General features: G+C 64.8%; 12 protein-coding genes. 2 read left to right on the top strand and 10 right to left on the bottom strand.

Annotated features, from left to right (window positions below):
• Positions 1-70 precede the first annotated feature (70 nt).
• The 9 genes from ACIPG5_RS16090 to ACIPG5_RS16050 form a co-directional block, all read right to left on the bottom strand.
• Positions 71-1231: a D-alanyl-D-alanine carboxypeptidase family protein gene (locus ACIPG5_RS16090; protein ID WP_016393472.1), complete on the bottom strand. Its 1161-nt coding sequence runs from the start codon at positions 1229-1231 to the stop codon at positions 71-73.
• Between the two features lie 292 nt (positions 1232-1523).
• Entirely contained in the window at positions 1524-2525 is a 1002-nt protein-coding gene (locus ACIPG5_RS16085) for a septal ring lytic transglycosylase RlpA family protein (RefSeq protein ID WP_176513747.1), read from the bottom strand.
• Positions 2525-3535, bottom strand: coding sequence for a lytic murein transglycosylase B (gene mltB, locus ACIPG5_RS16080; RefSeq protein ID WP_176513744.1), 1011 nt, complete (start codon positions 3533-3535; stop codon positions 2525-2527). The genes ACIPG5_RS16085 and mltB overlap by 1 nt, the downstream gene beginning before the upstream one ends.
• A 17-nt stretch (positions 3536-3552) precedes the next feature.
• On the bottom strand, positions 3553-4656 hold the full coding sequence (gene rodA / locus ACIPG5_RS16075) for a rod shape-determining protein RodA (RefSeq protein WP_176513755.1): 1104 nt from the start codon (positions 4654-4656) through the stop codon (positions 3553-3555).
• A gap of 38 nt (positions 4657-4694) precedes the next feature.
• Entirely contained in the window at positions 4695-6584 is a 1890-nt protein-coding gene (gene mrdA / locus ACIPG5_RS16070; RefSeq protein WP_176513741.1) for a penicillin-binding protein 2, read from the bottom strand.
• A 16-nt stretch (positions 6585-6600) separates the two neighbouring features.
• Positions 6601-7068 carry a 23S rRNA (pseudouridine(1915)-N(3))-methyltransferase RlmH gene (rlmH, locus tag ACIPG5_RS16065; protein ID WP_008090421.1) on the bottom strand — a complete coding sequence of 156 codons (468 nt, stop codon included), beginning with the start codon at positions 7066-7068 and terminating at the stop codon, positions 6601-6603.
• A 6-nt stretch (positions 7069-7074) separates the two neighbouring features.
• Positions 7075-7506, bottom strand: coding sequence for a ribosome silencing factor (rsfS, locus tag ACIPG5_RS16060; protein WP_176513738.1), 432 nt, complete (start codon positions 7504-7506; stop codon positions 7075-7077).
• 45 nt (positions 7507-7551) lie between these two features.
• A complete protein-coding gene (gene nadD / locus ACIPG5_RS16055; protein WP_176513735.1) occupies positions 7552-8211 on the bottom strand; it encodes a nicotinate-nucleotide adenylyltransferase in 660 nt (219 codons plus the stop codon).
• Position 8212: 1 nt separating this feature from the next.
• Positions 8213-9484 carry a glutamate-5-semialdehyde dehydrogenase gene (locus tag ACIPG5_RS16050; RefSeq protein ID WP_314616461.1) on the bottom strand — a complete coding sequence of 424 codons (1272 nt, stop codon included), beginning with the start codon at positions 9482-9484 and terminating at the stop codon, positions 8213-8215.
• Between the two features lie 203 nt (positions 9485-9687).
• On the opposite strand from ACIPG5_RS16050, the gene ACIPG5_RS16045 reads away from it, so the two are divergent.
• Together ACIPG5_RS16045 and ACIPG5_RS16040 are read left to right on the top strand one after the other, a co-directional pair.
• A complete protein-coding gene (locus tag ACIPG5_RS16045) occupies positions 9688-10380 on the top strand; it encodes a DNA-3-methyladenine glycosylase (protein WP_236237790.1) in 693 nt (230 codons plus the stop codon).
• Between the two features lie 3 nt (positions 10381-10383).
• Positions 10384-11700 carry a bifunctional DedA family/phosphatase PAP2 family protein gene (locus ACIPG5_RS16040; protein ID WP_176513728.1) on the top strand — a complete coding sequence of 439 codons (1317 nt, stop codon included), beginning with the start codon at positions 10384-10386 and terminating at the stop codon, positions 11698-11700.
• Positions 11701-11764: 64 nt separating this feature from the next.
• Here the strand turns inward: ACIPG5_RS16040 and ACIPG5_RS16035 are convergent, their stop codons facing one another.
• On the bottom strand, positions 11765-12355 hold the full coding sequence (locus tag ACIPG5_RS16035) for an LON peptidase substrate-binding domain-containing protein (RefSeq protein WP_176513726.1): 591 nt from the start codon (positions 12353-12355) through the stop codon (positions 11765-11767).
• Positions 12356-12360 lie beyond the last annotated feature (5 nt).

Here is a 12360-nt window from a genome sequence, read left to right as displayed (position 1 = left end):
GAAACGGCCTCGTAAGCCGTGGCAACAACAACGCCCCCGCAAGATCAGCGGGGGCGTGGCAGGTCACGTATCAGTTGAACAACCCGTAGAAGAATAGACGGATGCTATCCCACATACGACGGATGAAACCACCTTCCTCGACACCATCAAGGGCGATCAGGTCGGCGCTGTGAACCACGTTCTCGTCCAGTTTGACTTCCACCTTGCCGATCACGTCACCTTTGGCGATCGGAGCGGTGAGCTGCGGGTTCATGGTCATCGAAGCCTGCAGGCGCTTCAATTGGCCTTTAGGCATAGTCATGGTCAGGTCGTTGGCCAGGCCCGCCTTGACGATGCTGGTCGCGCCCTTCCAGACCGGCGCCTGGGTCAGCTCGGTGCCCTTCTGGTAGAAGGTCTGGGTTTCGAAGAAGCGGAAGCCATAGGTCAGCAGCTTCTGGGTCTCGGCAGCACGGGACTGCTCGCTGTTGGTGCCGAACACCACGGCGATCAGGCGCTGGCCGTCGCGTACCGCCGAAGCCACCATGCAGTAGCCGGCTTCGTCGGTGTGGCCGGTCTTCAGGCCATCGACGGTCTTGTCACGCCACAGCAGCAGGTTGCGGTTCGGCTGCTTGATGTTGTTCCAGAAGAACTCTTTCTGCGAGTAGATCGCATAGTGCGCCGGGTCGACGTCGATGATGGCACGGGCCAGCAGCGCCATGTCGTGGGCCGACGAGTAGTGATCCGGGTTCGGCAGGCCGGTCGGGTTCATGAAGTGGCTGTTGGACATGCCAAGGTCGGCGGCCGTCTTGTTCATCATGTCGGCGAAGGCGTCTTCGCTGCCGGCGATGTGCTCGGACAGGGCCACCGATGCGTCGTTGCCCGACTGGATGATGATGCCGTGCAACAGGTCGCTGACGGTGACCTGGCTGCCCACCTTGATGAACATGCGCGAACCACCGGTGCGCCAGGCGTTTTCGCTGACGGTGACCGGGTCGTTCTCGCCGATCTGGCCACGACGGATGTCCAGGGTGGCGATGTAGGCGGTCATCAGCTTGGTCAGGCTGGCCGGCGGCAGGCGCTCGTCACCGTTGTTCTCGACCAGCACGTTGCCGCTGGACGCGTCCATGAGTACGTAGGACTTGGCTGCCAGTTGCGGTGGTGCCGGCATCATCTGCTCGGCCGCGAAGGCGGCGGGCGTGATCATCAGCAGTACAGGCAGGCAAAGTCGTTTGGCAAGGTTGGTGATGTTCATCCGTCTCTCGAAAATCGCTAATGGTCTGAGATGTTCCCTGGGCCACATCGTGTGCCCAGCGCCAGTCAGTCTAGTTTTTAGTGGCTGCAATGCAGCCCGGCGCAACGCGCAAAAGCTGGCATTGTACATGGCCGGGCCCGGCAATTCATGACAAAACCTGTAGGAGCGGCCTTGCGTCGCGAAAGGGCTGCACAGCAGCCCCGGTACTCTGCGCGATAAGGCATAAATCGGGGCCGCTTTGCGGCCCTTTCGCGACGCAAGGCCGCTCCTACATGACACAGCAGCGCCATTGTCAGTCAGCTGTGACCAGCTTGGCCTGCCCAAGGTTCGCCAGGCGGATGCTGTCCTGCGCCTGCTGGATCTCGCCCTGGCTGTTGATCGGCCCCAGGCGCACCCGGTGCAGGGTCTGCTGGTTACGCACGATGGAGCTGATGAATACCGGCGCGCTGACCATGGTGCTGAGCTTGGAGCGCAGCAGTTCGGCGGCGTCCGGGTTGGCGAAGGCGCCCACCTGGAGGAAGCTGCCGCCGTTGGCGCCCGGCACATTACCGCCGCCCACCTGCACCGGCACCACCGGCGCCGCATGCTGCTGTGGCGGCGGCGTCCATTGCTCGACGCGCCCGGTGGTGGCCGGAATCGCCTGGGTCTGCGCCACCTGAGGCTCCTTCAGCACCAACGGCGGCTGCTGGCCGCGCTGGGCCCACCATTGTTGCGGGTCGATGCCTTCGACGCGCACGTGGGCGGTGCCGATCTCGGCGTAGCCGAGCTTCTTGGCGGCGGCATAGGACAGGTCGATGATGCGGTCGGAGTAGAACGGGCCACGGTCGTTGACCCGCAGGATCACGCTGCGCCCGTTGGCCAGGTTGGTCACCCGCACGTAAGCCGGCAGCGGCAGGGTCTTGTGCGCCGCGCTCATGCCGTACAGGTCATACAGCTCGCCGTTGGCGGTGTTCTGGCCATGGAACTTGGTGCCGTACCACGAGGCCGTGCCCTCGGCGCGGTAGCTGCGCGAGTCCTGCATCGGGTAGTAGGTCTTGCCCAGCACCGTGTACGGGTTGGCCTTGTAGGCACCGTTGTGCACGGTCGGGGTGGCATCGGGGATCTTGTTGACGTCCACGTCCCACCACGGCGCACCGTCCTTGTGGGCGCGGTTGATGTCCAGGCCCGGCTGCGAGCGCACGGCATTGCCGCTGGCCTTGGTGGTCGGGCGGCTGGACGAACAGCTGACCAGCAGCATGCCGACGGCCATGCAGGTCAGCAGCTTGAAGGTGTTGGCAGAGAAGATTGCGCGCATTACTTGACGCCCCGTGCTTGGACCAGCTGTTCAGCGAGCTGATGCACCGCCATGGCATACATCACGCTGCGGTTGTAGCGCGTGATCGCGTAGAAGTTCTTCAGGCCCATCCAGTACTCGGGGCCGTTGTCGCCCTCCAGGCGGAAGGCGGTAACCGGCAGATCATCGCGCAACGCATCATGACTCGACCAGCCCAGCGCCCGCAACTCCCCGGCCGTGCGGGTCGGCTCGATACCGGTGGTCAGGCCCTCGTCGGCCCGCGCGCCGCTGACATCGGCGCGGCTGACCACCGGCTGGCCGGCCAGCCAGCCGTGGCGCTTGAAGTAGTTGGCGACGCTGCCGATGGCATCGTCGGGGTTGTTCCAGATGTTGATATGGCCGTCGCCGTCGAAATCCACGGCGTAGTTGCGAAAACTGCTCGGCATGAACTGCGGCAGGCCCATGGCACCGGCATAGGAGCCCTTGAGCGTGAGCGGGTCGAGTTGCTCGTCGCGTGCCAGCAGCAGGTACTCGCGCAGTTCCTTGCGGAAGAAGTCGGCGCGCGGCGGGTAGTCGAAGCCCAGGGTCGACAGGGCATCGATGACCCGGTAGTTGCCGGTATTGCGGCCGAAGAAGGTCTCCACGCCGATGATCGATACGATGTACTGCGCCGGCACGCCGTATTCCTGCTCGGCACGGGCCAGCACCGCCTCGTGCTGGCGCCAGAAGTCCACCCCGCGGGCGATGCGCGCGTCGGTGATGAACATCGGCCGGTAGTCCTTCCACGGCTTGACCCGCTCGGCGGGGCGCGAAATGGCGTCGAGGATCGACTGCTTGCGATGCACCTCGCGGAACACGCCGGTCAATTGTTCGCTGGCAAAACCGTAGTCGCGAGCCATCTCGCTGACGAACTCGGCCACCTGGGGCGAGTTGTCGTAGTCGCCGGCATGGGCTTGCTGGACAGCGCTGAACAGGCCCACCGCGCCGATCCACGGCGCACAACGGGCAGCCCAGTTACGCACTGCTTGCATGAAATTCTTCACCTTATTCAAACCTGTGCGATCCATTTGCGGTGCGTATGGATCGACATCAGAACGCCAAACGCTGACAGCAGCGTCACCAACGAAGTTCCGCCATAGCTGATGAAGGGCAGCGGCACGCCCACCACGGGCAGAAGGCCGCTGACCATACCGATATTGACGAACACGTACACAAAGAAGGTCATGGTCAAGCTGCCCGCCAGCAGCTTGCCGTAGAGAGTCTGGGCCTGGGCTGTGATCATCAGCCCGCGGCCGATCAGCAGCAGGTAGACGATCAGCAGCAGGCAGATGCCGACCAGGCCGAACTCCTCGCCGAGCACGGCGATGATGAAGTCGGTGTGGCTTTCCGGCAAAAAGTCCAGGTGCGACTGGGTGCCCAGCAGCCAGCCCTTGCCGAACACCCCGCCGGAGCCGATCGCCGCCTTGGACTGGATGATGTTCCAGCCAGTGCCCAGCGGGTCGCTTTCCGGGTCGAGGAAGGTCAGCACGCGCTGCTTCTGGTAGTCGTGCATCACGAAGAACCACATGGCCACCGCCACCGGCACCGCGGCCGCCAGCACGCTGATGATCCAGCGCCAGCGCAGGCCGCCCATGAACAGCACGAAGGCCCCGGAGGCGAGAATCAGCAACGCGGTACCCAGGTCGGGCTGGCGGACGATGAGGATGAACGGCATGCCGATCAGCACCAGGCTGATGGCCACGTGCTTGAGCTGTGGCGGCAAGGTGCGCTTGGACAGGTACCAGGCGATCGTCGCCGGCATGATGATCTTCATGAACTCGGAGGGCTGGAAGCGGATCACCCCGGGGATGTTGATCCAGCGCGTGGCGCCCATGGCGTTGTGGCCCATGACGTCCACCACGATCAGCAGGAACACCCCGGCCAGGTACGCCAACGGCACCCAGCGGGCCATGAAGCGCGGCTCGAGCTGGGCGATGACGAACATCGACACCAGGCCGATGCCGAACGAGGTGGCCTGCTTGAGCAGCAGGTCCCAGTTCTTGCCACTGGCCGAATACAGCACGAACAGGCTGCCGGCCGCGAGGGTCAGCAGAATGACCAGCAACGGGCCGTCGATGTGGATGCGCTGCAGAAAGCTCGCGCGCCGACGCATCACGTCCTCGCTGGAGAGCATGCGATCGAAATTGTTCTTCACGGGGCCGTTTCCTGGGCGACGGTGGCAGGCGCGAATTCTGGCTTGAGCCGGCCGTGCTCATCGAGCAGCCAGGCGTCCATGATCTGTCGCACCACGGGGGCAGCGACGCCGGACCCGGATTCGCCGTTCTCGACCATCACCGACACCACGATCTTCGGATCGTCGGCGGGGGCGAAGGCGACGAACAGGGCGTGGTCGCGGTGGCGCTCCTGAAGTTTGTTGCGGTCGTACTTCTCGCCTTGCTTGATCGCCACCACCTGGGCGGTACCGCTCTTGCCGGCAATGCGGTACTGGGCGCCGGCCGCGGCCTTGCGCGCGGTACCCCGGGCGTTGTGCATCACCTGCTCCATGCCGTGGGTGACCTTGGCCCAGTCGGACTTGTCACGCAGCACGATGTCTTCCATCGGGTTGGGGTCCACTGGCAGCTGGCCTTCGATGGTCTTGGCCAGGTGCGGGCGGTTCCACACACCCTTGTTGGCGATCAGCGCGGTGGCCTGGGCCAGCTGCAGCGGCGTGGCCTGCATGTAGCCCTGGCCGATGCCGAGAATCAGGGTTTCACCCGGGAACCAGGCCTGGCGCCGGGTGGCGCGTTTCCATTCGCGCGACGGCATCAGCCCGGGCGATTCCTCGAACATGTCCAGGGCGACCTTCTGGCCGATGCCGAACTTGTTCATGTAGGTGGACAGCCGATCGATGCCCATCTTGTGGGCAAGGTCATAGAAGTAGGTGTCGTTGGAACGCATGATCGCGGTGTCGAGATCGACCCAGCCATCACCGGTGCGGTTCCAGTTACGGTATTTGTGGTCGTAGTTGGGCAACTGGTAGTAGCCAGGGTCGAACACCCGGCTGCCGGCGTTGACCACACCACTGTCGAGGCCGGCGATGGCCACGGCCGGCTTGATCGTCGAGCCGGGCGGATAGAGGCCGCGCAATACCCGGTTGAACAGCGGCCGGTCGATCGAGTCGCGCAGTTCGGCATAGGCCTTGAAGCTGATGCCGGTGACGAACAGGTTGGGGTCGAAGCTCGGTTGGCTGACCATCGCCAGCACCTCGCCGGTGCGCGGGTCAAGCGCGACGATCGCGCCACGGCGCCCGCCCAGGGCGGCCTCGGCGGCTTCCTGCAGCTTGATGTCCAGGCTCAGCACGATGTCCTTGCCGGGCTTGGGGTCGGTGCGCTTGAGCACGCGCAGCACCCGGCCACGGGCGTTGGTCTCGACTTCCTCGTAGCCGACCTGGCCATGCAGGTCGTCTTCGTAGAAGCGCTCGATGCCGGTCTTGCCGATATGGTGGGTGCCGCTGTAGTTGACCGGGTCGAGGGTCTTGAGCTCTTTCTCGTTGATCCGCCCGACATAGCCGACCGAGTGGGCAAAATGCGCACCCTGCGGGTAATGCCGCACCAACTGGGCCACCACCTCCACGCCTGGCAGGCGGAACTGGTTCACCGCCACCCGGGCGATCTGCTCCTCGTTGAGCTCGAACAGGATCGGTACCGGCTCGAACGGCCGGCGCCCCTGCTTCATGCGCTTCTCGAACAGCGTCCGGTCATCTGGGGTGAGTTCCAGCACTTCGACGATGTTGTCCAGCACTTGCTGCCAGTCACCCGCACGTTCGCGGGTCATCGACAGGCTGAAGCTTGGCCGGTTATCGGCGATGATCACCCCGTTGCGGTCGAAGATCAGCCCGCGTGTCGGCGGAATCGGCTGCACGTGCACCCGGTTGTTCTCCGACAGCGTGGAGTGATAGTCGTACTGGATGATCTGCAGGTAATACAGGCGGGCAATCAGCACGCAGATCAGCAGCATGATCGCGATCGCGCCGAACACGACGCGGTTGCGCACCAGGCGGGCGTCTTTCTCGTGGTCCTTGAGACGGATCGGCTGCGACATCGGACTGCTTACAGGCTCATTTGTGGTAAGGATGCCCGGACAGCACGGTCCAGGCGCGGTAGATCTGCTCGCCGATCAGTATCCTTACCAACGGGTGCGGCAAGGTCAGCGGTGACAGCGACCAGCGCTGCTCGGCGCGTGCGCAGACCTCCGGCGCCAGCCCTTCCGGGCCGCCCACCATCAAGTTCACCGTACGCGAGTCCAGGCGCCAGCGGTCCAGCTCGGTGGCCAGCTGCTCGGTACTCCAGGGCTTGCCATGGACCTCGAGGGTGACGATGCGTTCCCCCGGCTGCACTTTGCTCAGCATGGCTTCGCCCTCCTGACGGATCAGGCGGGCGACGTCGGCATTCTTGCCACGGGTGTTCAGCGGTATTTCCACCAGCTCGAGCGACAGCTCCTGGGGCAGGCGCTTGGCATATTCATGCCAGCCTTCCTCGACCCACTTGGGCATGCGCGAACCGACCGCGATCAGGCGCAGACGCACAGCGCTTTATTCCCGGTCTTTGAGCTTGTCGGTGAAGTAGTCGCTGGCGTTTTCCGGGCTGTGGTGCTTGGCATCGGCGGCACGGCTCTGCTCGGCACCCAGCCACAGGCGCTCCAGGTCGTAGAACTGGCGGGCAGCGGCGGTCATCATGTGCACGATGACGTCGTTCAGGTCCAGCAGCACCCAGTCGCTGTCGCCCTTGCCTTCTTCGCCCAGCGGCTGTGCGCCTTCTTTCTTGACCGCTTCACGGACCTTTTCCAGCATCGCGTTGATCTGGCGGTTGGAGGTACCGGTGGCAATGATCATGTAGTCGGTGAGGCTGTGCTTGTCGCGCACGTCGATGACCTGGATGTCCTGGGCCTTGACGTCTTCCAGCGCGCCGATGGTCAGCTTGACCAGTGCTTCGCCGCTGATGCCGTTGTTTTTTTGCTTGCTCATATAAAACTCGTTCAACTCGTTGGATGAGGCGCCCGCAGGGCACCGTCAGTTAGGCACACGATACAGTTCGTGTGCCTCGATGTAGGCCAGTACGGCGTCCGGCACCAGGAACCTCACCGATTTGCCGCTGGCCAGCAGCTGTCGGATCTGTGTAGCCGACACCGCGAGCGGTGTCTGCCAGACGAACGAAATATTTCCCGCCGGGCCGGACATGGCGGTGGGATCGCTCTCGGAGCGCGCAGCCAGCAGGTTGCGCAGCTCGTCAGGGGGTTCGACGTCGGCATCCGGGCGTTGCAGCACCAGGATGTGACAGTGTTGCAGCAATTCTTCCCAGCGGTGCCAGGCAGGCAGGCCGCAAAAGGCATCCCAGCCCAGCACCAGGAACAGCTGGTCAGCGGCGCCCAGTTCGGCGCGGATCGATTCCAGGGTGTCGATGGTGTACGACGGTTTGTCGCGCGCCAGCTCCCGGGCATCGACGCTCAGGCGTTCGACGCCCTGCACCGCTTCACGCACCATCGCCAGGCGATCCTGCGCCGCCACCTGCGGGGTGTCGCGGTGCGGCGGCCGGGCGTTGGGCAGCAGGCGCAACTCATCGAGCGCCATGAACTCGGCCACCTCCAGCGCGCTGCGCAGGTGACCGATGTGCACAGGGTCGAAAGTACCGCCAAGAATGCCGATGCGCCGGACTGCCTGGGCCTTGCTCAACTCAGCAGGACTCCTGGCCGCGCAGTTGGCCGTCGCCGATCACCACGTACTTCTCGCAGGTCAGGCCTTCGAGGCCGACCGGGCCGCGGGCATGCAGCTTGTCGGTGGAAATGCCGATTTCCGCACCCAGGCCGTATTCGAAGCCGTCGGCGAAACAGGTCGGGGTGTTGAGCATCACCGATGCCGAGTCGACTTCCGCCATGAACTGGCGAGCCTGACCCTGGTGTTCGGTGATGATCGAGTCGGTGTGGTGCGAGCCATAGTGGTTGATGTGCTCGATCGCCTGGTCCAGGCCATCGACCACCCGAACCGACAGGATCGCGTCGAGGTATTCGGTGTGCCAGTCGTCTTCGGTGGCCGGCTTGGCATCGATCAGCGCACGGGTGCGCTCGCAGCCACGCAGCTCGACGCCTTTTTCCTGGAAGCGGCGAGCCATTTCCGGCAGGAAGCCTGCGGCAACGCGCTGGTCGACCAGCAGGGTTTCCATGGCGCCGCAGATGCCGTAACGGTAGGTCTTGGCGTTGAACGCCACGCGCCAGGCCTTGTCCAGGTCGGCGTGCTCGGCCACGTAGACGTGGCAGATGCCGTCCAGGTGCTTGATCACCGGCACACGGGCATCACGGCTGATGCGCTCGATCAGGCCACGGCCGCCACGCGGGACGATGACATCGACGAACTCGGGCATGCTGATCAGCGCGCCGACCGCTTCCCGGTCGGTGGTCTCGACCACTTGCACCACCGCCGCCGGCAGGCCGGCCTCGGCCAGGCCACGCTGGATGCAGGTGGCGATGGCGCGGTTGGAGTGGATGGCCTCGGAGCCGCCACGCAAGATGGTGGCGTTGCCCGACTTCAGGCACAGGCTGGCGGCATCGATGGTCACGTTCGGGCGCGACTCGTAGATGATGCCGATGACGCCCAGGGGCACACGCATCTTGCCGACCTGGATGCCCGATGGGCGATAGCTCATGTCGCGGATGGCACCGACCGGGTCCGGCAGGCTGGCCACCTGACGCAGGCCGGTGATCATGCCGTCGATGCGCGCCGGGGTCAGGGCCAGGCGGTCCAGCAGCGCAGGCTCCAGGCCATTGGCGCGGCCGGCGGCCAAGTCCAGTTCGTTGGCTGCGGCGAGCTCGGCACGCGCGGCGTCCAGGGCATCGGCAGCGGCTTGCAGGGCGCGGTTCTTCTGCGCGGTGCTGGCACGGGCGATCACCCGGGAGGCCTGGCGAGCGGCGCGACCCAAACGGGTCATATAGTCAAGAACGGACTCAGTCATGGGTTCGGTGTCTTGGCGAAGGGGAAATCGGCTGATTATAACTGTCGCGCAGGTATACGCCCAGCGGCGGGTGGCGGATGGTCGAAAATGGCCGGTTCGATCTGTGGGTAAGTTGTAACGGCGCTTATCGAAATGCCCCGGTTCAGCCTCCATTAAGCCATTCGTTGCTATCATCCGCGCCTTGCCCCTGATGAACTGCCAGCATGCCAGATACAGCCCCCTGCCCTGCCCGCGCCCTGCCCGACAGCTTCTTCGACCAAGACGCCCAAACCCTGGCCAAGGCCCTGCTGGGCAAGGTCATCCGCCACCGCCACGGCGACCTGTGGCTGGCCGCGCGGATCATCGAGACCGAGGCCTACTACCTGACCGACAAAGGCAGCCATGCGTCCCTGGGCTACACCGAGAAGCGCAAGGCGCTGTTTCTCGATGGCGGCCATATCTACATGTACTACGCACGTGGCGGCGACTCGCTCAACTTCAGCGCCAAGGGCCCGGGCAACGCGGTGCTGATCAAGTCGGCCTACCCTTGGGTCGACGCCATCTCCACGGCCAATAGCCTGGCGCAGATGCAACTGAACAACCCCGACGCCAGCGGCAACCTGCGCCCGCCAGAGCGCCTGTGCGCCGGGCAGACGCTGCTGTGCCGGGCCATGGGCCTGAAGGTGAGGCAATGGGACGCCCAGCGCTTCGACCCCGAGCGCCTTTATGTCGAGGACTGCGGCATCGCCGTGCCCAAGGTGATCCAGGCAGCCCGCCTGGGCATTCCCCATGGCCGCGACGAACACCTGCCGTACCGCTTCGTCGATGCCGAATACGCCCGCTTCTGCACCCGGAACCCGCTGCGCCGTGGGCAAGTCGAAGGGCAAGATTTCTTCTTACATGAACAAGGAAGCTGAAACATGGGCCAATGGCTCGACAGCCTGACCGGCTGGCTCAGCGCTAACCCACAGTGGCTTGGCCTGGCAATTTTCCTGGTGGCATGCGTCGAGTGCCTGGCCATCGCCGGCATCATCGTGCCCGGTACCGTGCTGCTGTTCGCGGTCGCGGTGCTGGCCGGCAGTGGCACCTTTACCCTCGGCCAGACCCTGCTGCTGGGGTTTCTGGGCGGCGTGCTCGGTGATGCCTTGTCCTACGCCATCGGCAAGTACTTCCACCAGAACATCCGGCGCTTGCCGCTGTTGCGCCACCACCCGGAATGGATCGGCAGCGCCGAAACCTACTTCCAGCGGTACGGCATCGCCAGCCTGCTGGTAGGCCGCTTCATCGGCCCACTGCGGCCCATGCTGCCGATGGTGGCCGGCATGTTCGACATGCCGCTGCCGCGCTTCATCGCGGTCAGCCTGGTGGCCGGCGCCGGCTGGTCGGTGGCCTACCTGCTGCCCGGCTGGGCCACCGGCGCGGCCATGCGCCTGCCGTTGCCAGAAGGCTTCTGGCTGGATGCCGGGATCATCGCCGGCACCCTGGCGGTGGTCATCGGCCTGAGCCTGAACAGCAGCATTCGCGACCAGCGCCATGGCACCCGGCTGGTCGCCGGCCTGAGCTTCCTGGCGCTGGCTGGCGTGTTCCTCGGCTGGCCGTATCTGAAGGAGTTCGATCAGGGCGTGATGACACTGGTCCAGGAACACCGCAGCCAGGCTCTGGACGGCGCCGTGGTGCTGGTGACTCGCCTGGGCGACTTCCGCACCCAGTTGTTCCTTGGCGGCCTGCTGACCGGCCTGCTGCTGCTCGCGCGCCAATGGCGCCATGCCGTGTTCGCCGGTGGCGCACTGATGGGCACGGCGATCGCCAATGGCACCTTGAAGTGGTTGTTTGCCCGCGCGCGGCCGGAGGTGCTGAGCGACCCGCTGACCAGCTACAGCATGCCCAGCGGGCACAGTTCGGCGTCGTTTGCGTTCTTTTTGGTACTGGCGGTGTTGGCGGGGCGTGGGCAGCCGCCACGCATGCGCCTGACCTGGGTAATGCTGGGCTGCATCCCGGCGCTGGCGATTGCCTTGTCGCGGGTGTACCTGGGGGTACATTGGCCGACCGACATCATGGCGGGGGCCTTGCTGGCCTGCTGCGTGTGCGCGGTGAGCCTGACCCTGGTGCAGCATCGCCAGCCGCTCAATGCCCTGCCGCAGCGGGTGTGGTGGCTGGTGCTGCCGGCCTGCGTCGCGCTGCTGGCGTTCTTTGCCATGCATGCGTTGCCGCAGGCGTTGTTGCGTTACCAGTATTGACCTGTAGCGGCCCTATCGCCGGCAAGCCGGCTCCCACAAGGGCGATAGGGCCGCTGCAAATCCCTCAGGCAAACAGCTCGCCCTGAATCCGCTCCAGCAGCTTCTGGATTTCGGCCAAACGCTGCGCCGGCGAGTCGATCGCCAGCAGGTCCAGCTTGTCCTCCTCCATGAACGGCAGCAGGTAAGCCAGCTGATTGCTCAGCGCCTGGCGCCCGTCGACCTCCCGCGGCATGTCCAGGGCCTCGACCATCGGGTGCTCGCCCAGGGCCACCAGCAGCGCCAGCAGGTCATCATCCTGCTCGGTCAGCGGGCTGTCCGGCTGCTCTGGCAGCCAGTGCACCTCGCCGAGCAGCAGCTGGTCCTTCTGCACCTCGGTCTGGCTCAGTTCGAAGCGGCGCACCCCTTCCACGCGAATGCCCAGCAAGCCATTGTCCTGCTGAACGAAATCGCGGATCTGCGCCTCGCAACCAATCGATGCGACCTCAGGCGGCGCCTTGCCCACCTGTTCGCCTTCCAGGATGCACACCACACCAAAGCCGGTGCCCTGCTTCATGCACCGGCCGATCATGTCCAGGTAGCGTGCCTCGAAGATCTGCAAATCCAGCAGACAGCCAGGAAACAGCACGGTATCGAGCGGAAACAGCGGTAGCGTCATCACAA

It is taken from the genome of Pseudomonas sp. NPDC087029 (genome assembly GCF_044745345.1).
Lineage (GTDB): Bacteria > Pseudomonadota > Gammaproteobacteria > Pseudomonadales > Pseudomonadaceae > Aquipseudomonas > Aquipseudomonas faucium.
This window is presented reverse-complemented; position numbering and strand designations above follow the sequence as displayed.